The sequence below is a fragment of the Salmonella sp. NW1250 genome (assembly GCF_051812965.1).
In the GTDB taxonomy this organism is placed as follows: domain Bacteria; phylum Pseudomonadota; class Gammaproteobacteria; order Enterobacterales; family Enterobacteriaceae; genus Salmonella; species Salmonella enterica.
In genome coordinates this window covers 102,339-127,024 of sequence record NZ_JAMNDD010000006.1, presented here as the reverse complement: position 1 = coordinate 127,024, position 24,686 = coordinate 102,339, and the positions used below count along the sequence as shown (strand labels likewise).

The window sequence follows — 24,686 nt, the reverse complement described above, 5'->3', positions numbered from 1 at the left end:
AGTTGCATCAAGGCGGCAAGGGAATGAATCCCCAGGAGCGTACATAAGTACGTGACTGGGGTGAATGAGCGCAGCCAACGCGGAGGCAGCTTGAAGGATGAAGTGTATACGCGTTAAGCCAGCTCGTCCCAGATATAATCGCTGAACTTATCCAGCACGCTGTCGAGGTTGTCGTCAAAGGTGCGCTGTAACATGGGCTTACCGCCGCGGCGGTGGAAATTGCCGGTTTTGAAGACGTCGTCGTCGAGCACCACTTTCTCTTTCAGCGCCTGCGCTAAACGGTCGAGCCAGCTTAGCTGCTCAGGGCTCCAGTCGTTCTCGCCTTTGATACGCGCCAGCGCGTGATCGACACGCTCGTCGAACGGTTTGAGCGCATCGCCCACCGCCGCGCGGCGGATATGGCCGATCAGGCGGGCGGCAATATCTTCATTGCGTGTTTCTTTCCACGCGCTGCGCAGAGAGGACTCTTCAAAATGCTGGCGGTCAAACCACTCCTGCAATTCCACCAGCCCTTTACGGGTGAGGTCACGCGGACGATTGATCACCGCCTGCAGCGCCGGCTGGGCGTTAGGGGCGTGCTGCACCAGCGCATCAAACGCTTCGAGGAAATCCTGCGGCGTGTCGTAATCGCCGTACAGCGATTTGACGCTCACCACCTCATCGTCAATATCAAGGAAAATGGGGGCATCGCGCAGGGCGTTGATATCGGTTTTCAGCCTTTCGAGGCGGGCGATAAAGCCGGGAAGCTTATTGAAAATCTCGGCGCTCCAGTGCGGCCCTTTTTCCCGCAGGCGCGAGGCCAGACCGCCGAAGTTGACGCCTGCCGCGTCCAGACACAGTTCGTCCAGACGGCGGACCTGCTTATCCACCGCTTCGCTGCGGTCACGGTTATAGGTGGCAAGACCGATGATCCGCTGTAGTTTAGCAACCAGCTGTTCATGGCTGTGTTCAGCAAAACTGCGGCCATCCGCTTCGATAGTTTTGTAGGTTTCTGAGTCGGTAATTTCGTTGACCAGCGTTTGCAGCTCCACCTGCGGACGCACGACCACCGGGCGCATGGTATCGACGCTTTCCAGCGAGCTGTATATATCCACGCAGTCGAAAATCTTAAAGCTGGTTTTCCCTACTGACGGGCACAGACGCGTGGCGCGTCCTTTCATCTGCTCGTAGAGAATGCGGCTTTTGACTTTGCGCAGAAACACGATATTGCAGATAGACGGGATATCCACGCCGGTAGTCAGCAGATCGACGGTGACCACGATATTGGGCAGCCGCTCTTTGTTAAAGCGGACGATCATGCTTTGCACTTTCTTCGCGTCTTTATCGGCATCGCCGGTGATCTTGATGATCGCGTCGTGCTCAAGCTGCGGATACTTTTTCTTAAACGCGGTACGCAGTTCGTCGACCACCATATCGGCATGGGCGTTGGTGACGCAGAACACCAGCGTTTTTTGCTGCCCGGTGGGATCCAGATATTTGGTGAGCTCGCCGCATACCGCGCGGTTAAACGCCGGGATCACCAGGCCACGGTTAAAATCGGCGACCTCAAAATCCTGATCGTCGGCCAGCGTGTCGTTGATCAGCTCGCCCTGTGGGTTCAGGCGTTCCACCTGTTCACCCTCGGAAAGATAGACCCCGTCCTGTGCGTTGCGGGTGACGATCTGAATAGGGGGATCCTGATCGATCAGGTAACCGTCGATCACCGCCGTACGGTAGGTGTAGCGGTAAACCGGCTCGCCGAAAATATCCACCGTGTGCAGCGCTGGCGTGGCGGTCAGGGCGATTTTTACCGCGTCGAAATGATCGAGAATGCGACGGTAGGCGGAAACGTAATCCAGCTGGCTACGGAACTGCAGCTCGCCTTCGGTCTGCTCTTTATCGAGAATGTAGCCACGGTGCGCTTCATCGACCACGATACAGTCGTAGCGGCCAACCGGCATCGGTTCATCGGATTGCAGCGTGCGCTTGACCAGTGACTGCACCGTGGCGACGTGAATTTTGGTGCTGTCTTCCGGGAATTTGTCGGTTAACCCTTTGATATCAAAAATGCTGTTAAAGGTGTCGCCGTTAATGCGCGTGTCTTCGAACGATCCCAGCGCCTGCTCGCCGAGCGAGCGACGGTCGACCAGAAACAGCACGCGCTTGAAACGCTGCGACTGGATCAAGCGGAACATCAGGGCGATGGCGGTACGGGTTTTACCGGTACCGGTCGCCATCGCCAGCAGGATGTGTTGCTGACCGTTAACGATAGCTTTTTCCACCGCGCGGACGGCATCTTCCTGGTAATAGCGCAGGCCGAGTTCGCTCATTCCGGGGTTTTCGGCAAACCACTGGTTTTGTTTCTGCGGATCGCTGCCCAGCATGGCGACCAGCTCTTCCGGGCGATGCCATTCCGGCAGCGCTTTTGACATATTGGTGGTGTGGCGGATATCGCGATACCAGATACCGCTTTTGGTCTTCATCGCTGCGCGGTATTCGCGTCCGTTGGTGGAGTAGCAGAAGGGGATTTTAAAGCGCTGCTGACCGCTGGTGTCCTGCCAACTGATTTCATACTCCGGCACGGCGTCATGCACTTCGTCGGGAGCGTAGTGCTCCAGCAGCGTGTCGCGTAAAAATCCGTTATCGAAGTATTTACTGTAACGGTAAGACTCGTTGAGTTTGCTGAAGACATCGGTATTTTTGCGTTTCGCTTCAACGACAGCGATGGGCTTCAGGCCAACGAACAATACGTAATCGGCAAAGCCTGTTTTTCCCGTTTCATCTGTACCCGTTGGCCATTCGGCAATCGCTTTATTGACGCCGGGTTCCGGGCGAGCGCCTTTGGCAAAGCGCAGCGTTTTACTGTCGGCCTGCCAGCCCGCTTTACGCAACTGGGCGTCGATCAGGAAGCGGCTCTCTTCTTCGCTGAGATTCAGCGTGCGCTTAATAGCCTGATCGGTGATCTCTTTGTGATAGGCCTTACGTTCCTGTTCGGTTTGCTTCGCCAGTTCGGCATCTTTTGCCGCAAGCTGTGCCTCCAGCGCAGCCAGACGTGCTTTGGTCTGGGCTTCGGTTTCCTGCTGTTTGCCCTCAAGGATGGCAATGTAGCCGTTGAGCGCAACCAGTCTTTGCTGCTGAGCTTCCAGCTCGGCCTGGCTTTGTACTTTTTCTTGCGCCTGGCGTTCCAGCTGTTGTTTCAGCGTCAGCACTTCCTGGTGATAAAGATTCTCGCCATGTTCTGGCAGAACAAACATCGGCACCGGGAAATCGTAATCTTTGGTCACCAGCCGGTAGTACCAGACGCTGAGGCGGAACCCGAGCCGCAGGCACATCTGGGCATCGTCCAGATCGTTATGAAATTCGTGGACGGCCAGGTTACCGATACGGCGCAGCTTATGGAAAACAGAAAGGATGCTGTCATCAATAAACGCAATCTTGCCCAGTTCGCGCAGCAGGTCATGCTGGTTTTCGCAGGCGGGTATATCCAGCAACTGGCCGAGATGTTTCGCGGTGGCTTCGCCAAACATGCGCATTTTTATCAGAGTGGTATTAGGATCGTCCGGATAGTTGTTTTCCGCCGCGCAGGCGATGGCGTAAATGAAGTCGTTGACGCCTTTGAGAAAGTCGAAGTTAGATTTGTTCATTTTTATCTATCCGGTTCCTGAGCGGGAAGACGTTATTACCCTGTGCCGTAAAGGGAAAATAACAGACCCATGGTAGACTTCATATTGTGTGTGATCAACGAACAATCAGAGAGTAACTGCTTCTTTCCTAATGTTTTCCTGAAGAGTATCGTTCTCCGGCGGGGTATCTAATCTATATCAATAGCAGGGATGGATTTATGGCTGTTCCAACATATGACAAATTTATTGAACCAGTGTTGCGTTTTCTGGCCACTCGACCCGAGGGCGCTTTGGTCAGAGAAGTGCGTGAAGCTGCAGCCGAAATGCTTGGGTTAAATGAGCAGCAGCGTGCAGAGGTGATTACCAGTGGACAACTGACGTACCAGAACCGCACCGGTTGGGCGCACGATCGTCTCAAACGCGCCGGGTTATCGCAGAGCCTATCCCGGGGAAAATGGTGTTTAACACCAGCGGGAATGAGCTGGGTTGCCTCGCATCCGCAGCCGATGACCGAGCAGGAAGTGAGTCATTTTGCTTGTGATTTTAACGGCGTAAAGCTCAGTAAGCCGGCAGATGCGGTGGCGTTAGATCCACAGCCAGAATCGATTGAGGATGATGAGCTTGCCAGAAGCAGCCCGGACGATCGCCTGGAGCAAGCGCTCAATGAGATTCGTGAATCTGTTGCCGAAGAATTGCTGGAGAACCTGCTTCAGGTTTCGCCGGCGCGTTTTGAAGTGATTGTGTTAGATGTGTTGCACCGCCTGGGATATGGCGGTCATCGCGGTGATTTGCAGCGCGTCGGGGGAACCGGCGATGGCGGCATTGACGGTATTATCTCTCTCGATAAGCTCGGGCTGGAAAAAGTCTACGTTCAGGCCAAACGCTGGAAAGGCACCGTTGGGAGCGCTGAAGTCAGGGGCTTTTATGGTGCATTGCCTGAGCAAAAAGTGAAACGTGGCGTCTTTATTACCACCTCAGGCTTTACGGCGCATGCCAGAGACTATGCTAACAAAGTTGAAGGTCTGGTGCTGGTGGATGGCGACAGGCTGGTGCATCTGATGATTGATAATGATATTGGCGTATCCTCACGTTTACTCAAGTTGCCAAAGCTCGATATGGATTACTTTGAGTAGTGGTAACGCTGGAACCTGATTGCGGGTAATTGAGATGGATCACGTTGTGGGCACCAGTGTTTCCTCTCGCCCAGAAATCACGTGACTTTCTATGGCTGCGTATCAGCCTAAACCCATGCCGGATAGCGGCTGCGCCTTCTGCAGCCTACTCTTCTGGTCAATTTTCTTTTATCTCGAATACGCAAATTGTGAAGCTATTTCCAACAATCCAGGTATAATCGTAAGATAATTGTATATACATTTTTGTATATACAATTAGGGAAAACACATGCCGATGGAGTTTGAATGGGATGCGAACAAGGCTAAAAGCAACCTGAGGAAGCACGGTGTCCGCTTTGAGGATGCGGTACTGGTGTTTGACGATCCCCGACACCTGTCACGTCAGGAGCGTTATGAGAATGGAGAATATCGTTGGCAGACCCTCGGCCTTGTTCATGGCATTGTGGTCATTCTGGTTGCTCATAGCGTTCGGTTCGAAAGTGGTTTTGAAGTTATCCGTATCATCAGCGCCCGCAAGGCAGACAGAAAAGAGAGGAATCGTTATGAGCATGGTTAAACATAAACGCGGCAACGCATCCGCGCTGAGTGCTCAGCATGAGGCTGAACTGAAGGCGCTGGTGAAAAAATCAGATGATGAGATTGATTACAGCGACATTCCCGCTTCGGAGGATGGGCAGTGGTCTGAAGCAGTGCGTGGTAAGTTTTTTCGCCCGTTAAAAACTCAGGCCTCGGTGCGTATTGACGCCGATGTGATGGAGTGGCTGAAACGGCCAGGAAAAGGCTACCAGACGCGGCTCAATGCCATTCTGCGCGAGGCGATGCTGCGCGAGCAAAATAAGAAATAGCCCGAAGATGCCGGATGGCGGCTGCGCCTTATCCGGCCTACAAATTCCCGCCAGGCCAGATAAGCGCTTAATGGTTACTTCCTTAACCCCGCAAATGCCGTTCTAATCTCGTCTTCCGGCAACTGGATCCCGATAAACACTAGCGTGCTGTGCGGCGTTTCGTCGCCCCACGGTCTGTCCCAGTCGGCGCTGTAGAGACGCTGCACGCCCTGGAACAGCAGGCGGTTGGGTTCGCCGTCGATCCACAGCATCCCTTTGTAACGCAGCAGTTTATCCGCTGATTCCAGCAGCAGGTTTTCCATCACCCGCGAAACCTCGCTGATATCCACCGGGTAATCCAGTTCCACCACAATTGACGACACATCGTTCTGTTTATCGGCAATAAAGTGGAAACGCGGTTGGCTTGCCAGCACGTTCTCTTCCAGCATAAAGCCGCTGGTATTAAACAACTGACTCAGGTCAATATCGCCGTGTACCACGGTGTAAACCGGGGCGCGGGCGTTGATACGCGCCAGCCGCTCGCGCAGTTTCTCGCTGTCGCCTGCCACGTCGGTTTTGGTCAACAGAATGCGGTCGGCGTAGCCTATCTGCGACTGGGCGATGGTGAACTGGTTCATCTGCTCGTTAGCGTGCACCGCGTCGACCAGCGCAATCACGCCGTCTAACAGGTAGCGTTCGCATAATACGTCATGGGAGAAAAAGGTCTGAATAATCGGGCCGGGGTCAGCCATGCCGGTGCATTCAATCACCAGGCGGTCGAAAGCAATATCGCCGCGGTCGCGGCTGTCGAGCAGGTCTAATAGCGCATCTTCCAGCTCGTTGGAGCGGGTACAGCAGATGCAGCCGTTAGTCAGGGTTTTGATCTGTGTAGCGCGATCGCCAATCAGTTGATCGTCAACGGAGACTTCGCCAAATTCGTTTTCGATAACGGCGATTTTAAAACCATGTTGTTCGTTGAGGATATGGCGTAGTAGGGTGGTTTTGCCGGCACCAAGAAAACCGGTAAGTAGGGTAACTGCAATCGGGGTCATAGTCTCTCCATTAACAACAGCGCATACCGCCTTTGCCATCGCCGCCGTAACGTGCTTGCTGACGTTCGCGGAAGAACTCTTCATAGGTCATGTACGGCTTGTCGGGATGGTTGGTTTTCATGTGCTCGACATAGTTGTCGTAGTCCGGAATACCAATCAACATTTTTGCCGCCTGGCCGAGATATTTTTTTGCCTGACCTAAAGTATCAAACATTCTGCCGTCCTGTTAATGAATAAAGCCGGATGGCGGCTTGCGCCTTATCCGGCCTACACTAGCCGGGGTCGCTGTGCGCTACCCGGCATCAGTTTTAGTGGTGTGAAGAGATCTTCACGCCGCCTTCCGGCACGGGCACATACGGGGTTTCTTTATCGGTACGTTTATCGCTGTTGCGTACCTTCATCCAGGTGGTGAAACCGTAGAAGATAATACTGTACACCACCACCAGGAACAGAATACTCAAACCAGCGTTAGTGTAGTTGTTCACCACGATATGGTTCATATTGGCAATCTGCTGCGCGGTCAGGTTGGTGCCGTTGGCAATCTTCTCTTTATACAGGTTTGCCATGTAGAAGAAACCTTCCATCTGTGGGTTGGCGCTGAACAGTTTCAGGCCCAGTGCCCAGGTGGTGCAGATCAGCAGCCATACCGCCGGGATTACCGTCACCCAGATGTACTTGGTGCGCTGCATTTTGATCAGTACCACGGTGCTCAACACCAGCGCCACGGCGGCCAGCATCTGGTTAGAGATACCGAACAGCGGCCACAGGCTCTTCACGCCGCCCAGCGGGTCGACCACGCCCTGATACAGCAGATAGCCCCACAAACCGACGCAGCCTGCGGTACCGATGATACCCGCGACCAGAGAATCGGTTTTTTTCAGGAACGGGACGAAGTTACCCAGCAAATCCTGCAACATAAAGCGGCCGGAACGGGTACCCGCATCCAGTGCGGTCAGGATAAACAGTGCTTCGAACAGAATACCAAAGTGATACCAGAAGCCCATATCCGCCATCGGCAGGACTTTGTGGAACACATGCGCGATACCTACTGCCAGCGTTGGCGCGCCGCCTGCGCGGTTCAATACTGACGGTTCACCGATATCTTTCGCCGTTTGCAGGATTTGTTCCGGGGAAATCACAAAGCCCCAGGAGCTGACGGTCGCCGCCGCGTGTGCGGTAACGTCTTTCAACTGCGCCATAATCAGCGGCGCGTTCTCGCCGCCCATCTCGTGCAGGTTTGGCATGGTAATGCCCAGACCTGCCGGCGGGGTGTTCATCGCGAAGTAGAGACCCGGTTCAATGATCGAGGCCGCCACCAGCGCCATCACCGCAACAAAGGACTCCATCAGCATCGCGCCGTAGCCGATAAAACGCGCATCGGTCTCACAGGCCAGCAGTTTCGGCGTGGTACCGGAAGAGATGAGCGCGTGGAAGCCAGAGACGGCGCCACAGGCGATGGTGATGAACAGGAACGGGAACAGGGCGCCTTTCCACAGCGGGCCAGTACCGTCGACATATTGCGTCAATGCCGGCATTTTCAGTTCCGGGTTGAGGATCACAATCCCCAGCGCCAGACCGACGATCACGCCGATTTTCAGGAAGGTAGCGAGATAGTCGCGCGGGGCGAGGATCAGCCATACCGGCAGCAGCGCGGAAACAAAGGCGTAGCCGATCAGCGCGAAGGTAATGGTGGTGTCTTTAAAGGTCAGCGCCGGGCCCCAGTAAGGGTCGTGGGCAATCACGCCGCCGAAGTAAATAGACGCCACCAGCAGCACGATACCAATAACGGAGACTTCGCCTACGCGTCCCGGACGCAGGAAGCGCATGTAGATGCCCATAAACAGCGCAATCGGCACCGTGGAGCAGACGGTAAAGACGCCCCACGGGCTTTCGGCCAGCGCTTTAACTACGATTAATGCCAGCACCGCGAGGATGATGATCATAATTAAGAAGCAGCCGAACAGCGCGATGGTGCCTGGAACGGTCCCCATCTCTTCTTTGATCATCTCGCCAAGAGAGGCGCCGTTACGGCGGGAGGAGATGAACAGCACCATAAAGTCCTGCACTGCGCCCGCGAGCACCACGCCCGCCAGTAACCACAGTGTCCCCGGCAGATAGCCCATCTGCGCAGCCAATACCGGCCCGACCAGCGGACCTGCGCCGGCGATGGCGGCGAAGTGGTGACCAAACAGCACGTAGCGGTTAGTCGGCACGTAGTTCAGGCCGTCGTTATTGATAACCGCCGGCGTCGCGCGCGTCGGGTCGAGTTTCATGACCTTCTGGGCGATATACAGGCTGTAGTAGCGGTAAGCCACCAGATAGACGGAAACGGAAGCGACCACGATCCACAGGGCGCTCACGTGTTCACCCCGACGTAGGGCAACGACCGAGAGGCAGAAAGCACCGATGATTCCGAGAATCACCCAGGGTATGTGCTTGAATATCTTTTTCGTATCCATAGTAAAACCTGGTTGTAAGTTTAATTATCAGCCGAAGCTGGGTGGACATTGAGTTCGTGTTTGAGGAGGTAGATTGACTGCTATGCTGAGAGGATCTTGCCAGATCATCGCGCGCGTAAAGTTAGGTAAATCAGTGAGTGGTTGTATGGCGGTTTAAGCGGTCGGACGTACCGGTAAGCGGTTTCGCGGAGGAGGGCGTGGGCTATTTTATGTGATTGAGATCACGATATAAAATGGGACGATCCTTGTTGCGCGGGGCGTCATAACGACTTCACTGAGCTAATCGTGATATTAATGGCGCGCATCCCATAAAGTTTTCCCTTTCCAGGCCGAAAATTCTGTATCTGTCTAGCGGAAAGAGAAAACATGTTAAAGCGAATTAAAATTGTTACCAGCTTACTGCTGGTATTGGCGCTATTTGGCCTTTTACAACTGACATCCGGCGGGCTGTTCTTCAACTCGCTGAAGAATGACAAAGAAAACTTCACCGTATTGCAAACCATTCGTCAGCAGCAGTCTGCCCTGAATGCAACCTGGGTGGAGCTGTTGCAAACGCGTAATACCCTGAATCGCGCGGGTATCCGCTGGATGATGGACCAGAGCAATATTGGCAGCGGCGCAACTGTCGCTGAACTGATGCAGGGGGCGACCAATACGCTGAAGCTGACCGAAAAAAACTGGGCGCAGTATGAGGCGTTACCGCGCGATCCACGTCAGAGTGAAGCGGCTTTCCTTGAGATCAAACGAACCTATGATATCTACCACGGTGCGTTGGCGGAGCTTATTCAGCTTCTTGGCGCGGGTAAGATTAACGAGTTTTTTGATCAACCGACTCAAAGCTATCAGGACGCTTTTGAGAAGCAGTACATGGCCTATATGCAGCAAAACGATCGTCTGTACGATATTGCTGTTGAGGATAACAACAGTTCCTACAACCAGGCGATGTGGGTACTGGTCAGTGTGCTGATTGCCGTTCTGGTGGTCATTATCGCCGTCTGGTTCGGCATCAAACTGTCGCTTATCGCCCCGATGAATCGTCTGATTGAAAGCATTCGTCATATCGCCAGCGGCGATCTGGTGAAGCGTATCGACGTGGAAGGCTCCAACGAAATGGGGCAGTTGGCTGAAAACCTGCGTCATATGCAAAGTGAACTGATGCGTACCGTTGGCGATGTACGTAACGGCGCGAATGCGATCTATAGCGGTGCCAGCGAGATTGCGATGGGTAACAACGATCTCTCTTCCCGTACTGAGCAGCAGGCAGCGTCTCTGGAAGAGACCGCCGCCAGTATGGAACAACTGACCGCCACCGTGAAACAGAACGCCGAAAACGCCCGTCAGGCCAGTCACCTGGCATTGAGCGCCTCTGAAACAGCGCAAAAAGGCGGAAAAGTGGTGGATAACGTCGTACAAACAATGCGCGATATCGCCTCCAGTTCGCAGAAAATCGCCGATATTATCAGCGTAATCGACGGTATTGCTTTCCAGACCAATATCCTGGCGCTGAATGCGGCGGTAGAAGCGGCGCGCGCAGGCGAGCAGGGACGCGGGTTCGCGGTGGTAGCCGGTGAAGTCCGTAATCTGGCCCAGCGTAGCGCGCAGGCGGCACGAGAGATCAAGAGTCTGATTGAGGATTCCGTGAGCCGTGTTGATGTGGGGTCGACGCTGGTCGAAAGCGCCGGTGAAACCATGGATGAGATCGTCAATGCAGTGACCCGCGTGACCGATATCATGGGCGAGATTGCCTCGGCGTCTGACGAGCAAAGTCGTGGCATCGACCAGGTGGGCCTGGCGGTAGCGGAGATGGATCGCGTAACGCAGCAGAACGCCTCGCTGGTAGAAGAGTCCGCCGCCGCGGCTGCGGCGCTGGAAGAGCAAGCCAGCCGTCTGACCCAGGCCGTCGCGGTGTTCCGTATTCAACAGCAACAGCAGCGTGCGCGTGATGTGGCAGCGGTAAAAACCCCGGCAGCCGTGTCGTCACCAAAGGCCGCTGTGGCCGACGGCAGCGATAATTGGGAAACGTTTTAAGGGCGTATGGTGAACAGTCGGCCTACAGATGATCGTAGGCCGGATGAGATGTTCACACTTTTGCCTGATGGCGCTTCGCTTATCAGGCCTGTGCGCCAGTTTATTGATAAAGATGATGTGTAAGCCGGGTAAGGCGCAGCCGCCACCCGGCATATATGACATTCTCTTTTAACTCTCAACATTCACCACTTTGATCTCCACCATGCCAATCCCCAATTTGCGCGGCGAATGGCCCAAAATATTACCTTCGTTGGTGGAGACGGGAGCGGGCGGCGCAATGACTAAGGTATTCGCGTCCGTCGGGTTGTTGAAATGCAGCGTGATAGTGGACACATCGTGACCCAGCACCAGCGTCTGTTCTTCGTTGCCTACGCGTACCGGAATCGGCCGATTCGCGTTGTCGCCGAAGGCTTTGGCGGTGATCACCAGATCAAACTTTTTCGGCAGCGGCGCTTTATATTCGATTTTAACCTCATCGCCCAACTGCGCATTTGACCAGCGCCCCCAGGACTCCGGCCGGGAAATGCCGCTAAACTGCTTCACCTCCTCCGGCGCGCCCGCCACATTAAAGATAAAGCTATCGGCTTTATAACGAATATCGTTATCGACAATCTTTAAGGTATCGATGTTGCCTTTGTAGCGTTCCATATCGATCATCGTATCTTTAAACGCCGTCTTACCCTGCCACTGCGCTTTATCGACATGCTGTACGGTTTGCTGCCCGCCAAGCTGCCCCTGCGAGACGCACCAGTCGGTGGAGAGCGCCAGCGCCGGTGCCCATAGCTGCGCCATTTTGTAGCAGCGATCGATCCAAACGAAATTATCGCGCGGGGCGAAGTCGGCCAACTGGAACCGCAGCGGAGCGGAGTATTCACTTTCCGGTAACGGTTCAACACGCTTATCCGATACGCGCAGTAGTAACGGCAGGCGGAAGTGGCTGCCGGAAAACGCGATCATGTTTTTGTCCCGATCGATAGTGAACGCTTTTATCTCTTTCGGAAAATTCCACAGGCGAATAATATCCGGCTTCATCGCCAGCACTTTCTCTTTTACATTCAGGAACACTTCCGACAGCGACTGCCCGGAAAGGCTGCTACGTCCCAGACCGATAAAATTATCGCCGCCGAGAATATCCAGCACCGTTGCGCCGTTGTCCATCGTGTTGCGTTTGACCGCCAGCGTCTCCTGCTGCGGTTTATCGCCGCGCAGAATGAAAAACAGATTGTTGCGATCTTGCTTATTCAGGTATTTCCAGGCGGTATTGTTCATCGCCAGATGGTCGGAAGAGACGACGATAACGGTATCTTTAAACCACGGTGACGCTTTGATTTTGTTGATAAACTCGGCGATGTTTTCCTGGCTGCAACTTACGGCGCTAAAGGACTGGTTGGGCTTGCCGTCGTAATCGTAGCGTTTGCGGTTGCAGGTGCGTGAGATAAACCCGTCCGGGTGGTGAGTATCTACGGTCAGCGTAAACAGCGAAAAACGCTGGCCTGAGCGGGAAAGCGCTTCAAATTTCTTCCATGCCTCATCAAGCACCGTATCGTCGTAGAAGCCCCAGTCGTTACGATAAGACGGGTCTGCCACCACCGTTTTCAGCTCTTCAGCGCCGTACAGATGATCAAATCCGTGTGATTTCAGGAACACGTCTTTCCCGGCAAAACGCAGGTTAGCGCCCTGCACGAAATAGTTCTGGTAGCCGGAGTTTTTCAGAATATCGCCGAGGCAGATATTCTGCGGGAAGAAGCTGGAAACCGACGCTGAGGCATTGCCCTCAAACGGCGCAAACAGCGGAATACCACACTGGGAGGCCACCATCCCGGCGATGGTGTAATCCGTTCCCGGCAGTTGCATGGTATGGCTGAAATCCAGCCCCTCATTTTTCAGCGCGCCCAACTCTGGCGTGAGATTGGGGAACGCGTCATTATCAAAATAGGTCCGTTCCAGGCTCTCGCCGTAGATATAGACCAGATTGAGCTTCGGATTAGGAATGGTTTTTGCTGGTTCTTTATAATAAACGGCAAAATCCGGATCGCCATCGCGCATTTGTGATTTTACCAGTTCGGTAATCTGGCGAAACGCCGGGCTGGCGTCGACCGAACCCAACGCCAGCAGTAACGCCAGCAGGCTGTAACCGACATGATGAGGATGGTGACGGCGGCGGCGTAGTACCCATCCCAGCGCGCCAAATACCGCCACTAACGCCAGGGCAATGCCGATTCCCGGCAGAATATATTTGCCGACTCCCGCTCCCGTCAGACTATTCGTGAGCGTATAAAGCACTGCGTCGTTGATCCCGTCGCCGGTAAAATAGTCGCTGGCATACAGGGTAATATTCAGAATGACAAAAAGTCCCAGCACCGTGAGAGTGGCGGCAAACCACCAGGTGTTACGGCCCGCCTTCCAGGCATATATCAGCACAGAGGCGAGAAACAGAGCGACAGAGAGCAACTCGGACAACTGACGATCCTCAATAAACCAGGCTTATCGCTGGCAGGAAAAAATTTCTAACAATGTAATAGCGATGTCACATTGCTGCAATTCTAATGACTTTACACGGCGCTATTATTTAGAATGAGTTTAGAAAGTTGTTTTTTTGATCGGCATCACTTCCTGACATAGCGGTTAATAACAGGAAAAGACGAAAGGAAAAGTCGGGTTAATGCCGTGCTGGCGGGTAAAGGGCCAAAACACGGCTTTTATCAGGACGTCCCAGCGTGGCGCACGGTCAGAAAAACGCAGTCAGGAAAGGAAATTCAGCCCTTGCTGCAACACCAGATCGCAAGCTTTGGTTTTCACCTTTTCCGCCAGTGGCGTACTGCCGATATTATTGAGGTTCAACTGCTGGCCGTCCTTCGTCTTGAGCAACCCTTGCAGGCCGTTCAGGTAGTTAGTGTCCTGCTCCTGCTGTGTAGTATCCAACCCCAACTTGTTCAGAATCTGATTTTTAACGTTTTCCACGTTGGTAGCGGACGCCAGCTTCTGTTTGGCGCAGTACTGCAAAATACCGGCGGCATTATTCATATTATCGGCGCTGAGCGACTGGGCGCCGTTGCTGAGCAGACCGGTTAGCGCAGAAAGCGACATCCCGCCCTGCTGTGCGTTCGCGCCCTGAGCGCTTAACTGACTGGCGGCAATACCGCTGGTGGAAATCAGTACGCTGGCGATCGCCGCGCAGCACAGAACATGTTTCGCTGTATTCATGGTAATCACCTGTGTTATGCCAGCCAGGCGTTGTATCGCCCTGGCGCACGTTGCAATTTAATACTCTTTACCCGTCACCCGGCTGCGGTAACTGTCCCAGGTAAAATTAACCCATAAACTGTTGCCGAGACGCATACGGTCCATGACGCGTTCGCCAAGCATTTTCGTCATCTCTTCCATATTGCTGTTCGTCAACATGCCGGTGGGACGTTTTGACGAGGAACGACGATCGACAATTTGATTGATGATCACTTTTTCATAGCGGGATTCGGTCTGCACGCCGATCTCGTCGATCACCAACAGATCAACGTTACTCAGATCGTTAAGCAACTGCTCTTCGCTGGTTTCCCGATTGCTGAACGTGTCTTTCATCGCTGACATAATATCCGCCACGGTGATAATCAGTACTGATTTTCCGCGCAGCAGCAGCTCGTTACAAATAGCCGCGGCGAGATGATTTTTACCGGTTCCCGGCTTGCCGGAAAAGACAAAGCTGGCGATATTGCCGTCAAACTCATCAACGTATTGTCGGGCTTTGCTTAACGCGTTCATTTGTCCGTCGCACTCAACCCGATAGTTATCAAACGAACAGTTTTGATGCAGCGGTCGAATGCCGGAACGGTTAAAGGTGCGCTGCATTTTCATCGCCCGATTTTCCCGCGCCAGCGCCGCCGCCCGGATCTCGCCTTGCTCTTTCTGCCACGCCAGCAGTTCTTCGCCCGTTTTAAACGCCGGCGTAATATGCGCAGGCATCATTTTTTGTAGACGCTGCATCAGGTCGCCAACATTTTTCATCGTTACCCCCTAAAACCTGGTGGAATATGATTGTCAGGTTCGCTGACGCTATTGATGTCGCGCTGCGGCATTCCGCCATTGCTGGAACGGCTGATTTGCACGCTGCGCGCCAGCTTTTGCTGCCACTGGATATGGTGAAAAACCTTACCTTCCGCCTGCCAGTAGGCGATAAACGCCGCCAGCTCTTCTGCGGTGACCGGCTCCCGAAGCGCCACGCCCCAAAGGGCAGCCTGACGCTGAAAATCCGCATCCGGTTGCCAGGCGGGATACATGGCGAATTTTCCGCAGGGAATCGCAACGGGGGCGGCTTCGGGTTCTTCGTAAAATTGCGCGTCTAACGCCACATCGCTTCCCGGACGTGATAACTTTTCTTCAAGCGCCAGCAGTTCAGCCATGCGTGCAGGCGTCACGGCATAAAATGCAGGCGCATTATTAGCGAATACCGCCACTGCGCCGCCCGTTGACTTCGCCAGCACAGCATGATGATCGTGTAAAAGGACGTCAATACCGATGACGTCCGACGTTAAAATTCTGGAAGACATAATGTTTCTCAATATGGAACAACAACCGAGAAGGGCGACTGTTTTTATAGTACCACACAGACCTGTAAGAACAGCAGGAGGCGTTCCACCAATCACACGCGGGGGCGTTTGCGGTACAGCCATAATCCCGGTACAGAGAGGCCAATTGAGAGGGCGCCAACAATGGAAGAGGCTTTCAGAAAATTGGTCAGCAGCGTAATCATCATCGGTTCGCTATAGCCCAGATGGCTAATTTTTACTGCGGAAATCATCGCGGTATAGGCGGAAATCCCCGGAAACATCGGGATCACGGCCGCGACGGTAAACACTTTAGGGTGAGCGAGATACCAGCGTGACCACTGAATACCAATACTGCCGACCAGCAGCGAAGCCATAAACGTCGACCATTCGATATTAAAGCCAGCGCTCATCATCAGCATACGCGAGCCATGACCCAGCGCCCCCAGTAGCGCGCACCACGGAAGCGCCCGGTGGGGAACATTAAAGACCATCGCAAACCCGACGGCGGGGATCGCAGACAAGATCATGTCCTGCATTAGCGCCAGTAAAAAGTCGATTATACCCATCCTCGTAGCCCCCATATTGTCATTGACATCACTACGCCCACACAGGTGGCCAGTGTCAACAGGCTGGCGATAGCCCAGCGCGCCAGCCCGGTATTAATATGTCCTTTAAACATATCTGCGACGGAATTAATCAGCGGAAAGCCCGGCACCAGTAGCAGTACGCTCGCCGCCATGGCGATAGTGGGCGTCTGGCTAAAGGCGGGAAGGGTGAGCATCAGCCCGGAAATCGTGGTAGCGACAAAGGCGGTAATGCAAAAATTGATCTGCGGATGTAAATGCCGCTGCGCCAGCATCTGGCGGATATACATGGCTATCATACTGGCGAAAAAGGTAATAACCGCGCCATCCCAGCCGCCATTATTCAGCTTACAAAAGCAGGAGCAGGAAAGACCGACCATAAACGCCACCAGCCAGCGCGGATAACGCAGCGGGCGGAGCTGGCTAAAGCGTTTTTCCACGCCTTTGTAATCCAGCAGACGATGTTCCGCGAGGATAACGATATGCTGAACCTCCGTGACGACGTGCATATTAATGCCGCGATCCTGGTTTTTACGTGTCGATGTCAGACATTGTCCGTCTTTAATGGTCGTCAGGACAATGGCGTTAGAGGAGATCGCGCTTTCGACGCTATCCATACCGAGCGCCAAACCGAGTCGGGTGGAAAGCTCATCAACCAGTGCGCTTTCCGCCCCGTGCTGCAATAAAAGCAGCCCGCATTGAATACATAACCGTGTTACTGCTCGTTGAATTGATTGCTCTTCTTGCATGACTCGTCCTGTCCGAAAAGACATTCTATGCGCCGCCACTATGACAGAGGCTTTCTTTTTAACACGAAGCGCAGGCATGATGGCGTTGGTTAAGATCAATTTCTTGTTGATAAAAACGTCAACCACCAGACGCAACGCATAAGCTTCCTGAGACGTGCGCTTCGTCACAGGCAGGATATCCTTATGGGCGACGGTTCTCGTATGTCCGTTTCCAGAATAGAGGCATTATGCCAGCCTGGCCGCTCATTTTTGAATCAATGATGTGGTGAATTTTATCAACGATATGCATTAATGGTTTAACCACAATGGCGTGAGCAGCGGGCGTAAAAATAGGCATACCTTAGTGTAATTCGCAGATATTACATGGGTTTTATGGATGGTAGACAGTATTGTTGGGCTTTTGTTTTAGGACTCAGCAATATGAATGAAGGACGAACTCATATTTTAAATTTATTAATATGATGAGTTTTCGTTAGAATTGCTAATGTGCAAATTTAGTTAATTTAATTGTCTTGCTTCTGGTTTTATGAGTAACTATGCGATAGTGATTTCATGTTTTTGTGCTATGTGGATTGTAGCGCAATCAATGTTAGATATTTAAAAATAAAACAAGGATAATTAATCCACTCGGCCTATATTTCTTTGCGATCATTGTTAATAGTGTTTTTATTAATGGGGCAATGAAAGGGGGCGGCGTGGGTGCGGAGGAATTATGCTGCCAGGATGCTGCAAAAATGGACTTATTATCAGTAAAACCCCTCTTATACAGGAAGGTCTTAAAGGGGCTATAACAGGTAATTTCCCCGATTATAAACTGGCGTATTGCCGTACGATAGAAGAGCTAACGCTGCTACAGCTACGCCGGAGTAATTTAGTTATTGCTGATTTAGCAGTTAACAATGCCTCTTCCCGCGCTATCTGCGAATATTTTTATAGCTTAATCTCGCAATATCGCGACATACATTGGATATTTCTGGTTCCTAAATCCTGCTATCCACATGCAGTTGATCTCCTGATGGGCCCCGTCAGCACCTTGCTTTCAGACGAAGAGCCAATCGAGAATCTTATTAGCGTTATCCATGCGGGAAACGCTCGCTCAGAAAGAATAAGCAAAACATTATTATCGCCTCAGGTACCGTCTGAAATTCAGCAGTCCCACGACAGGCCGATTGTCCTTACGCTGTCTGAACGAAAAGTATTACGCCTTTTAGGAAAAGGGTGGGGCATTAACCAAATTGCGGCGTTACTTAAAAAAAGTAATAAAACAATTAGCGCCCAAAAAAATAGCGCCATGCGACGCTTATCAATACACAGTAATGCAGAGATGTATGCATGGATAAACAGTTCTCAGGGAGCCAGAGAATTGAACCTACCTTCGGTATATGGAGAAACCATGGAATGGAAAATAGAATCAGCAAGAGAAATGTTGCGCTCGTAGAAAAATGCGTGATGAGCACCATTGGTATTAAAGGGCTATTTGATGCAATGCCGGATTGCCGACATACGCTTCATATTTTTTCAAAACCATCCGCGTTTTATAAGGCTGCGCTAAAGACGCCGTTTTCTGCCGTTATTTTTTCTCTTTCTGCGTTAAGAACTGAACGCCGGACAGGATTATCCAGCCTGACGGAACTGGCGATAAATTATCCCCATATGCGGCGTCTGGTGATTGCCGATGATGATGCTGAAGCCCGCTTAATCAGCGCATTATCCCCGCTGCCGCTGGATGGGGTCATCAGCAAAGCGTCGCCGTTGGATGTTTTACAGGATGCCTTATTTACATCGCTTAATAGCGCCCGGCGGACAACGGAGCGTACAGACAATCTTTGGGAACTTCACCAGAATTGTATGCTTAGTCCAACCGAGCGGGAGATTCTGCGTTTCATGTCGAACGGCTACTCAATGCCGCAAATTGCCGTCCAGTTAGAACGTAACATTAAGACTATCCGGGCGCATAAGTTTAATGTGATGTCCAAGCTGGGCGTGAGTTCTGATGCCGGGTTACTCGATGCGGCGGATATTCTGTTATATCTGCGCGCCGGCGATGGTACCGCGCTCCAGCATCGGGTATAGCCCGCGCCGGATGCGCCGTGCTTGTTCGGGGAATCCGGGTGTCAGGCACGTTATTGGCACACGTCTACCCAGGTCGCCGATGTCAGTTCAGCCATTCTTTCCGGCGTGATGCGTACCGCGCTGTGCGTGGCGCCTGCGGCAGGCAATACTTCGTTATACCCCTTCAGAGAGATGTCGCAATAGACGGGCAGCGGGTGCTCCAGCCCAAAGGGACATACACCGCCGACAGGATGTCCGGTTGCATTGACCACTTCATCGCTGCTCAACATACGCGCTTTTGCGCCGAAAGTGGTTTTAAGCTTCTTATTATCCAGGCGGGCATCGCCTTTCGCGACCACCAGGATAATGGTGTCTTTTACTTTAAGCGAGAGCGTCTTAGCTATCTGCCCTGGCTCTACGTTGTGCGCTTTGGCTGCCAGCTCGACAGTCGCTGTGCTTTGATTTAATTCGATAATTTCAATATCGGGAGCATGATCGGCCAGAAATTGCCGTACAGATTGCAGACTCATTCTTCTCTCCTGAGACCTTACCAATAGCCACGGTAGACCCAAAAATGGCAAAACGTAATTTGGCATACGGAGAGCGCCGCTGTAAATAAAATAATGTGACAGGCCAGCAGCAGTAAGCCGTGACGATAACTGAAGGCAACGTAACGCAGTTTACTTTAGCGTGCAGTCGCCGCACTGCTGTACGTCAGGTAAGCGGTAACGTTGGCAGCAGGTTCTGCGTACCAGAAGACCGTCGCGCATTACGACGGTCCGCCACAGCGGGTTATCCTGACCGTCGGATAGCTGCTTTTCAAAAAAACAGCGCTGGCGTAGCGTTGCCAGCAGGGCTTCGCCAAGCAGCGGTTTCATCTCAGTCAGATACCAGTTGATTAAATAACCGGTATTGCTCCAGATAAGTTTCGCGTTGATGTCGCCAGTCGCCTCCAGCGCCTGAATGACCGGCTGTAGTGCGGAGACTACCAGCGTTTCCATTCGTTCTTCCGGGGAACGCTCCGTTGCCAGGTTATCCTGATGCACATCAAGCCAGAAACACGCGGCGCGCCCGGTTTCATGAAATTCAACGTGAATATGTTCTGCCGAGACATCGATAGCGCGCGCTTGCGTCAGTAATGCCAGCATCAGTGGCGGCACCATCAGCCCGATATACCATTGCGCCCACAGGGAGAGTAACGGCTTATTTTCACGTGGCAGGCCTGGCGTGTGCCGATAGATATGATCGGAATAGGCGGCCAGCAATGAACGAAACGTCGCGGGGCGCGTCCACTGGGCAAGAGTCATTGCCGTTGGCGGCGGTGTTTCATCCAGCCGGATGAAGTCCAACAGGTGCTCACGGGTAGAGGCGATCGTCTCGCGTACTGCGTCCGCCAGCGAGGCGTCTTCCGGCTGGGGAGCAGCTCGCCAGATAATATCGTCAGCAATCGGTGCGGAACGGTAGGCCATAGCGCAGTTTAATGATGTTAATCTAAATGATAATGATTGCTAATCCTATCGATAGCGATAAACGATGGCAAGCGGTTTATGGTTAACGCTGTTGGCGTAGCACGATTACGCCAACAGGATTCATAGGGCGCGCATGTCGTCGCTGACCAGAATGTGGTTACGTCCAAGATGCTTGGCTTCGTAGAGCGCTTTATCCGCTTTTTCGATAGCGTCTCCGATATTGCGATCCGTCAGGGGCGCAATGCCGATACTGACAGTGACATTGGTGGCGACGCTTTCGTTAAACATATGCGGGATTTTAAGATCGTATACTTCCTGTCGGATACGTTCTGCGGTAGCGCGGGCTTGCTGTGGTTCGGCGGTGGTCAGCAACACCAGGAATTCTTCCCCGCCAAAACGGCAGACGACATCGCGCGATCGCACGGTGTCCCGAATTGCCGCTGAGACGCGGATTAACGCCTGATCGCCCATCATATGACCGTAGTGATCGTTGTACGCTTTGAAATGATCGATATCCAATAGCAGAACGTAGTGTTCATGGCTGCCCGGCGCCTGTAACGTATCCAGCCGATTTTGCAGGCCACGGCGGTTATATAAGCCGGTTAATGGATCAAGCATACTCAGGCCATTGAGAGTTTCCCGCTCGGCCAGCAGCTTAAACATGAGCTGTTGGGCAAAATTATCGTAGCGTTTCTGGATAACATGTTGAATAGCGATTCCTACCATTGGCAGGGCCAGCAAATAGAGAATTCGCAAACCTTGTTCATTACCGTTCAGCCACAGGCAGACCGCGACTGGCGGTAGCGAATAGAGCGTAAACGCGACGATATTCGCGGCAAAGGCTATCGAGCCGATAAACAGAACGCTAAGCAGGGAAATCAATAAAAAAGAGAAATCATAATGGCCTAACGCCGGATACTTTAGCGCAATATGCGCCGCCCATATTCCCCCAAAGAGTAGGGAGATAAAGGGGAGGTTAATTCTTTTTTGTCCATATTTCCCATGCCATATCAACAGTAATACGCTCAGGACCACTATCCCGATCATTGGCGTGCAAAATACATTGATCTGATAAAGGGGGAAAACGAGAGTAAATAGCGCCGACACGGCGTTGAGAAACAAGAAAAGACGTAAAGAAAACTGATACTTCTTAATACGAAGCGACCGCCAGGATGGTGTTGTCATGGGTAATTGTCGTTATTTATCGGTGATATACACGGAATCGGGCGCCAACATGAAAATAACGTATGAGAAAAGGTCGCCTAAAGCGAGGTGTTGTTGTTTTTACGTTAACAGTCGGACAATTTATCACCTTACTGAATACGTGTCATCAACCGTTAAGTAAAACTCATCTCTTTAGCTTTCTCCCTGGCTGACAAATGAGAAAATATATCATATGATATTGGTTATCATTATCAATTCCAGAGGTGAAACCATGTTGCAGCGGACGTTAGGCAGCGGATGGGGCGTGTTATTGCCTGGAGTGATTATCGTTGGACTGGCGTTTATCGGCCTGTCAGCTGATGCGCTGAAGCTGTTGATTGTATCAGGATTGCTACTGTCTGCGCTGATGTTGTATCACAAACAATTACGGCATTTTGTATTGCTGCCATCGTGTATGGCGCTTATTGGCGGCATGATGTTGGCAATGATGAACTGGAATCAGGGATGAAAATGAAGAGACAAAGGAAGGATAAGATAATTGGTGCGAGGGGGGGGACTTGAACCCCCACGTCCGTAAGGACACTAACACCTGAAGCTAGCGCGTCTACCAATTCCGCCACCTTCGCACAGTTATCTTACTTTTTGATATCGCCTCGTTGGTGCGAGGGGGGGGACTTGAACCCCCACGTCCGTAAGAACACTAACACCTGAAGCTAGCGCGTCTACCAATTCCGCCACCTTCGCCCAGTGCGAGCAATATCAACGTGGTTTTGGTGCGAGGGGGGGGACTTGAACCCCCACGTCCGTAAGGACACTAACACCTGAAGCTAGCGCGTCTACCAATTCCGCCACCTTCGCATACCATCGATTCTTGAAAAGAATCACTACCACGGAGGCGCATTCTAGTGGTTTTCAGCTATTCGTCAATAGTTAATTGCATGGGATAGATTGATTGCTGCAAAAATGGACGCGAGACGTAGGTTGGATAAGACGCTTTGCGTCGCCATCCGGCACATGCAACCAGATGGCGCTGCGCTTATCAGGCCAACTATTTCTTCGCCTGACGGGTCATCACGGTACGATAAACCTTAAAGCGCCCGGTTTGCGCGATGACTTCATGGAAGCCAAAGGTCTCATCCAGAATCTTAGGATAGGGCAGAAAGGCGTTCGCCACGATGCGTAACTCTCCGCCGCTGTTCAGATGGCGCACTGCGCCGCGAATGAGCGTTTGCGCCGCATCGAGGCTGGTTTGCATTCCGTCGTGGAACGGCGGGTTGGAGATGATCATGTCAAAACGTCCTTTGACTTCCGAAAAGACGTTGCTGGCGAATACCTCGCCTTCAAGACCATTAGCGGCAAGCGTGGCGCGGCTGGCTTCCACCGCCGGCGCGCTGACGTCACACAGCGTCAGGCGCACTTTCGGCGAATGGCTGGCCAGCGCGGCGGAAAGCACGCCAGCGCCGCAGCCGACATCCAGCACTTTACCTTTGGTGTGCGGCGTCAGCGTAGACAACAGCAGTTGGCTACCGACATCCAGTCCGTCGCGGCTGAATACGCCCGGCAACGTTTTGATGGTCAGCCCGTCGATGTTGTACTCGGCCCACCAGGATTCAAGACTAAACTGCGGCTGCTTTTCCAGACGACCATGGTAAAGGCCGCAACGTCGCGCGCTATCTACTTTGTTCAGCGGCGCATAGTCCGCCAGCATCGGTTCGGCGCTACGCACGCCGCTACGGTTTTCTCCCACGACGAAAACATCGCTGCCCACCGGCATTAGCGACAAAATATTCATCAACTGGAACTGCGCTTCGGGTTTATTTTTCGGCCAGTAGTAAATCAGCGTATCGCAGTCAGCGACATCGCTGGCTTGCGCGACCAGGCTAAAACGGACGTTATCGCCCATCTGGCGGCTTAGCGCCTGCCAGTGGTGAAACTGTTGCGTATACGCGCGGCTGGCGGCGCATTCAAAGCGCGCGGGCAGGTCATCCTGCAAATCTCCGGCAAAAAGAATACGGCTTTGTTCGAAATCATCACTGTGGCGCAGCAAGACTTCACTTGCCGGGGTAAAAGCAGACATGGAATGCTCCTTAATTCAGACTGGCGGCGATTATAGTAGTTTGATGGCGGAGATTCGACAGATTTGCTATATTTGCGCCCCTGATTACAGGAGCGTTTCGCTATGACATCCCGACGAGACTGGCAGTTACAGCAACTGGGTATTACGCAGTGGGCGCTGCGACGTCCTGGCGCGCTACAGGGCGAGATTGCGATTTCCCTTCCCGCGCACGTTCGTCTGATCGTGGTTGCAGAGGAATTACCCGCGCTGAACGAGCCGCTAATGCGCGATATTTTACGCGCGTTGACCGTGAGTCCCGATCAGGTTTTACCCCTGGCGCCTGAGCGCGTCGCCATGCTGCCGCAGGGCAGCCGTTGTAATAGCTGGCGGTTAGGAACTGACGCGCCGCTCCAACTCGAAGGCGCTCAGGTCACGACGCCGGCGTTTAATGAACTCCGGGCAAACCCGGCGGCACGCGCCGCACTATGGCAACAAATCTGCGAACATGAACACGATTTCTATCCTCAGCACGACCGATCTCCCCGCAGCCTGGCAGATTGAGCAACGCGCTCATGCGTTTCCGTGGAGCGAAAAAACGTTTTTCGGCAACCAGGGCGAACGGTATCTCAACCTTAAGCTGACCGCTGATGACAGAATGGCCGCGTTTGCCATTACACAGGTGGTGCTGGACGAAGCGACGCTGTTCAATATCGCCGTCGATCCGGATTTTCAGCGTCGGGGGCTGGGGCGTATGCTGCTTGAGCATCTGATTGATGAACTGGAAACGCGCGGTGTTGTAACGCTATGGCTGGAGGTACGCGCCTCTAACGCTGCCGCCATCGCGCTGTATGAAAGTCTGGGGTTTAACGAGGCGACGATTCGCCGCAATTACTATCCCACGGCACAAGGGCATGAGGACGCCATCATCATGGCGTTACCGATAAGCATGTAATAAAAGAGGCAAGGTGTAATG

General features: G+C 52.9%; 23 protein-coding genes and 3 tRNA genes. 9 read left to right on the top strand and 17 right to left on the bottom strand.

All coding sequences use genetic code 11. The annotated features are described in order from the left end of the window. Nucleotides 1-113 precede the first annotated feature (113 nt). Nucleotides 114-3,623, bottom strand: a complete 3,510-nt coding sequence (hsdR, locus tag NBA72_RS12500) for a type I restriction-modification system endonuclease (protein ID WP_042947773.1) — start codon at nucleotides 3,621-3,623, stop codon at nucleotides 114-116. Nucleotides 3,624-3,820: 197 nt separating this feature from the next. On the opposite strand from hsdR, the gene NBA72_RS12495 reads away from it, so the two are divergent. From NBA72_RS12495 to NBA72_RS12485, 3 genes are all read left to right on the top strand, one after another. After that, the gene (locus tag NBA72_RS12495; protein ID WP_000290515.1) at nucleotides 3,821-4,735 is read left to right on the top strand and encodes a restriction endonuclease; all 915 of its coding nucleotides are present in this window, start codon (nucleotides 3,821-3,823) and stop codon (nucleotides 4,733-4,735) included. Nucleotides 4,736-5,003: 268 nt separating this feature from the next. Further along, a complete protein-coding gene (locus NBA72_RS12490; protein WP_001131963.1) occupies nucleotides 5,004-5,291 on the top strand; it encodes a BrnT family toxin in 288 nt (95 codons plus the stop codon). Then, nucleotides 5,278-5,580: a BrnA antitoxin family protein gene (locus NBA72_RS12485; protein ID WP_000063143.1), complete on the top strand. Its 303-nt coding sequence runs from the start codon at nucleotides 5,278-5,280 to the stop codon at nucleotides 5,578-5,580. Before NBA72_RS12490 ends, NBA72_RS12485 begins: the two co-directional genes overlap by 14 nt. A 74-nt stretch (nucleotides 5,581-5,654) precedes the next feature. Here the strand turns inward: NBA72_RS12485 and yjiA are convergent, their stop codons facing one another. The 3 genes from yjiA to btsT form a co-directional block, all read right to left on the bottom strand. Beyond that, a complete protein-coding gene (gene yjiA, locus NBA72_RS12480; RefSeq protein ID WP_000187840.1) occupies nucleotides 5,655-6,611 on the bottom strand; it encodes a GTPase in 957 nt (318 codons plus the stop codon). Nucleotides 6,612-6,621: 10 nt separating this feature from the next. Continuing rightward, nucleotides 6,622-6,825 carry a YbdD/YjiX family protein gene (locus tag NBA72_RS12475; RefSeq protein ID WP_000460616.1) on the bottom strand — a complete coding sequence of 68 codons (204 nt, stop codon included), beginning with the start codon at nucleotides 6,823-6,825 and terminating at the stop codon, nucleotides 6,622-6,624. A gap of 94 nt (nucleotides 6,826-6,919) precedes the next feature. Beyond that, nucleotides 6,920-9,070 carry a pyruvate/proton symporter BtsT gene (btsT, locus tag NBA72_RS12470; RefSeq protein ID WP_000379928.1) on the bottom strand — a complete coding sequence of 717 codons (2,151 nt, stop codon included), beginning with the start codon at nucleotides 9,068-9,070 and terminating at the stop codon, nucleotides 6,920-6,922. Between the two features lie 366 nt (nucleotides 9,071-9,436). On the opposite strand from btsT, the gene tsr reads away from it, so the two are divergent. Then, the gene (tsr, locus tag NBA72_RS12465; protein WP_000919512.1) at nucleotides 9,437-11,098 is read left to right on the top strand and encodes a methyl-accepting chemotaxis protein; all 1,662 of its coding nucleotides are present in this window, start codon (nucleotides 9,437-9,439) and stop codon (nucleotides 11,096-11,098) included. Nucleotides 11,099-11,266: 168 nt separating this feature from the next. Here tsr and opgB read toward each other — a convergent pair whose 3' ends face one another. From opgB to NBA72_RS12435, 6 genes are all read right to left on the bottom strand, one after another. Continuing rightward, nucleotides 11,267-13,558 carry a phosphatidylglycerol--membrane-oligosaccharide glycerophosphotransferase gene (gene opgB / locus NBA72_RS12460; protein ID WP_042947772.1) on the bottom strand — a complete coding sequence of 764 codons (2,292 nt, stop codon included), beginning with the start codon at nucleotides 13,556-13,558 and terminating at the stop codon, nucleotides 11,267-11,269. Between the two features lie 282 nt (nucleotides 13,559-13,840). Then, entirely contained in the window at nucleotides 13,841-14,302 is a 462-nt protein-coding gene (locus NBA72_RS12455; RefSeq protein ID WP_042947771.1) for a DUF2501 domain-containing protein, read from the bottom strand. A gap of 57 nt (nucleotides 14,303-14,359) precedes the next feature. Continuing rightward, nucleotides 14,360-15,097, bottom strand: coding sequence for a DNA replication protein DnaC (dnaC, locus tag NBA72_RS12450; RefSeq protein WP_000799924.1), 738 nt, complete (start codon nucleotides 15,095-15,097; stop codon nucleotides 14,360-14,362). Nucleotides 15,098-15,099: 2 nt separating this feature from the next. Further along, a complete protein-coding gene (gene dnaT / locus NBA72_RS12445; RefSeq protein WP_000098578.1) occupies nucleotides 15,100-15,639 on the bottom strand; it encodes a primosomal protein DnaT in 540 nt (179 codons plus the stop codon). 92 nt (nucleotides 15,640-15,731) lie between these two features. Beyond that, nucleotides 15,732-16,205, bottom strand: coding sequence for a threonine/serine exporter (locus NBA72_RS12440; RefSeq protein WP_000511329.1), 474 nt, complete (start codon nucleotides 16,203-16,205; stop codon nucleotides 15,732-15,734). Further along, nucleotides 16,196-16,972, bottom strand: coding sequence for a threonine/serine ThrE exporter family protein (locus tag NBA72_RS12435; RefSeq protein ID WP_001747536.1), 777 nt, complete (start codon nucleotides 16,970-16,972; stop codon nucleotides 16,196-16,198). The genes NBA72_RS12440 and NBA72_RS12435 overlap by 10 nt, the downstream gene beginning before the upstream one ends. A 712-nt stretch (nucleotides 16,973-17,684) precedes the next feature. Between NBA72_RS12435 and NBA72_RS12430 the strand changes: the two genes are divergently transcribed. Together NBA72_RS12430 and bglJ are read left to right on the top strand one after the other, a co-directional pair. Beyond that, nucleotides 17,685-18,410 carry a response regulator transcription factor gene (locus NBA72_RS12430; RefSeq protein ID WP_042947767.1) on the top strand — a complete coding sequence of 242 codons (726 nt, stop codon included), beginning with the start codon at nucleotides 17,685-17,687 and terminating at the stop codon, nucleotides 18,408-18,410. Beyond that, complete coding sequence (gene bglJ / locus NBA72_RS12425) at nucleotides 18,371-19,045, top strand: DNA-binding transcriptional activator BglJ (RefSeq protein ID WP_000431547.1); 675 nt, start codon at nucleotides 18,371-18,373, stop codon at nucleotides 19,043-19,045. Before NBA72_RS12430 ends, bglJ begins: the two co-directional genes overlap by 40 nt. A gap of 50 nt (nucleotides 19,046-19,095) precedes the next feature. On the opposite strand, the gene NBA72_RS12420 is transcribed toward bglJ, so the two are convergent. The 3 genes from NBA72_RS12420 to NBA72_RS12410 all read right to left on the bottom strand — a co-directional run bounded on the left by NBA72_RS12420 (nucleotide 19,096) and on the right by NBA72_RS12410 (nucleotide 21,678). Continuing rightward, entirely contained in the window at nucleotides 19,096-19,554 is a 459-nt protein-coding gene (locus tag NBA72_RS12420) for a YbaK/EbsC family protein (RefSeq protein ID WP_000058276.1), read from the bottom strand. Nucleotides 19,555-19,704: 150 nt separating this feature from the next. After that, entirely contained in the window at nucleotides 19,705-20,493 is a 789-nt protein-coding gene (gene fhuF, locus NBA72_RS12415; protein WP_042947764.1) for a siderophore-iron reductase FhuF, read from the bottom strand. A 120-nt stretch (nucleotides 20,494-20,613) separates the two neighbouring features. Beyond that, nucleotides 20,614-21,678 (bottom strand): GGDEF domain-containing protein, encoded by a 1,065-nt coding sequence (locus NBA72_RS12410; RefSeq protein ID WP_000211210.1) that lies wholly within the window; start codon nucleotides 21,676-21,678, stop codon nucleotides 20,614-20,616. Nucleotides 21,679-21,928: 250 nt separating this feature from the next. Here NBA72_RS12410 and NBA72_RS12405 point away from each other — a divergent pair, with 250 nt between their 5' ends. After that, nucleotides 21,929-22,165 (top strand): DUF1435 domain-containing protein, encoded by a 237-nt coding sequence (locus NBA72_RS12405; protein WP_000941877.1) that lies wholly within the window; start codon nucleotides 21,929-21,931, stop codon nucleotides 22,163-22,165. 31 nt (nucleotides 22,166-22,196) lie between these two features. Here the strand turns inward: NBA72_RS12405 and NBA72_RS12400 are convergent. The 4 genes from NBA72_RS12400 to rsmC form a co-directional block, all read right to left on the bottom strand. Further along, nucleotides 22,197-22,283: transfer RNA gene (locus tag NBA72_RS12400), tRNA-Leu, on the bottom strand. Nucleotides 22,284-22,314: 31 nt separating this feature from the next. After that, nucleotides 22,315-22,401 (bottom strand) — tRNA-Leu (locus tag NBA72_RS12395). A gap of 27 nt (nucleotides 22,402-22,428) precedes the next feature. After that, nucleotides 22,429-22,515, bottom strand: a tRNA-Leu gene (locus tag NBA72_RS12390). 190 nt (nucleotides 22,516-22,705) lie between these two features. Beyond that, nucleotides 22,706-23,734: a 16S rRNA (guanine(1207)-N(2))-methyltransferase RsmC gene (rsmC, locus tag NBA72_RS12385; protein ID WP_001272293.1), complete on the bottom strand. Its 1,029-nt coding sequence runs from the start codon at nucleotides 23,732-23,734 to the stop codon at nucleotides 22,706-22,708. A gap of 102 nt (nucleotides 23,735-23,836) precedes the next feature. Here rsmC and NBA72_RS12380 point away from each other — a divergent pair, with 102 nt between their 5' ends. Beyond that, nucleotides 23,837-24,274, top strand: coding sequence for a DNA polymerase III subunit psi (locus NBA72_RS12380; RefSeq protein ID WP_000203996.1), 438 nt, complete (start codon nucleotides 23,837-23,839; stop codon nucleotides 24,272-24,274). Then, nucleotides 24,219-24,665, top strand: coding sequence for a ribosomal protein S18-alanine N-acetyltransferase (gene rimI / locus NBA72_RS12375; RefSeq protein ID WP_001092436.1), 447 nt, complete (start codon nucleotides 24,219-24,221; stop codon nucleotides 24,663-24,665). Before NBA72_RS12380 ends, rimI begins: the two co-directional genes overlap by 56 nt. Nucleotides 24,666-24,686: the final 21 nt, after the last annotated feature.

Bases quoted from the DNA above. Each gene is read 5' to 3' on its own strand.
- dnaC (WP_000799924.1), bottom strand. From the start codon at position 15,097: ATGAAAAATGTTGGCGACCTGATGCAGCGTCTACAAAAAATGATGCCT.
- NBA72_RS12440 (WP_000511329.1), bottom strand. From the start codon at position 16,205: ATGGGTATAATCGACTTTTTACTGGCGCTAATGCAGGACATGATCTTG.
- rsmC (WP_001272293.1), bottom strand. From the start codon at position 23,734: ATGTCTGCTTTTACCCCGGCAAGTGAAGTCTTGCTGCGCCACAGTGAT.
- NBA72_RS12380 (WP_000203996.1), top strand. From the start codon at position 23,837: ATGACATCCCGACGAGACTGGCAGTTACAGCAACTGGGTATTACGCAG.
- NBA72_RS12435 (WP_001747536.1), bottom strand. From the start codon at position 16,972: ATGCAAGAAGAGCAATCAATTCAACGAGCAGTAACACGGTTATGTATT.
- yjiA (WP_000187840.1), bottom strand. From the start codon at position 6,611: ATGACCCCGATTGCAGTTACCCTACTTACCGGTTTTCTTGGTGCCGGC.
- NBA72_RS12420 (WP_000058276.1), bottom strand. From the start codon at position 19,554: ATGAGTCTGCAATCTGTACGGCAATTTCTGGCCGATCATGCTCCCGAT.
- NBA72_RS12495 (WP_000290515.1), top strand. From the start codon at position 3,821: ATGGCTGTTCCAACATATGACAAATTTATTGAACCAGTGTTGCGTTTT.
- NBA72_RS12475 (WP_000460616.1), bottom strand. From the start codon at position 6,825: ATGTTTGATACTTTAGGTCAGGCAAAAAAATATCTCGGCCAGGCGGCA.
- tsr (WP_000919512.1), top strand. From the start codon at position 9,437: ATGTTAAAGCGAATTAAAATTGTTACCAGCTTACTGCTGGTATTGGCG.
- NBA72_RS12485 (WP_000063143.1), top strand. From the start codon at position 5,278: ATGAGCATGGTTAAACATAAACGCGGCAACGCATCCGCGCTGAGTGCT.
- fhuF (WP_042947764.1), bottom strand. From the start codon at position 20,493: ATGGCCTACCGTTCCGCACCGATTGCTGACGATATTATCTGGCGAGCT.
- NBA72_RS12405 (WP_000941877.1), top strand. From the start codon at position 21,929: ATGTTGCAGCGGACGTTAGGCAGCGGATGGGGCGTGTTATTGCCTGGA.
- hsdR (WP_042947773.1), bottom strand. From the start codon at position 3,623: ATGAACAAATCTAACTTCGACTTTCTCAAAGGCGTCAACGACTTCATT.
- bglJ (WP_000431547.1), top strand. From the start codon at position 18,371: ATGGAAAATAGAATCAGCAAGAGAAATGTTGCGCTCGTAGAAAAATGC.
- NBA72_RS12490 (WP_001131963.1), top strand. From the start codon at position 5,004: ATGCCGATGGAGTTTGAATGGGATGCGAACAAGGCTAAAAGCAACCTG.
- NBA72_RS12455 (WP_042947771.1), bottom strand. From the start codon at position 14,302: ATGAATACAGCGAAACATGTTCTGTGCTGCGCGGCGATCGCCAGCGTA.
- dnaT (WP_000098578.1), bottom strand. From the start codon at position 15,639: ATGTCTTCCAGAATTTTAACGTCGGACGTCATCGGTATTGACGTCCTT.
- NBA72_RS12430 (WP_042947767.1), top strand. From the start codon at position 17,685: ATGCTGCCAGGATGCTGCAAAAATGGACTTATTATCAGTAAAACCCCT.
- rimI (WP_001092436.1), top strand. From the start codon at position 24,219: ATGAACACGATTTCTATCCTCAGCACGACCGATCTCCCCGCAGCCTGG.
- NBA72_RS12410 (WP_000211210.1), bottom strand. From the start codon at position 21,678: ATGACAACACCATCCTGGCGGTCGCTTCGTATTAAGAAGTATCAGTTT.
- btsT (WP_000379928.1), bottom strand. From the start codon at position 9,070: ATGGATACGAAAAAGATATTCAAGCACATACCCTGGGTGATTCTCGGA.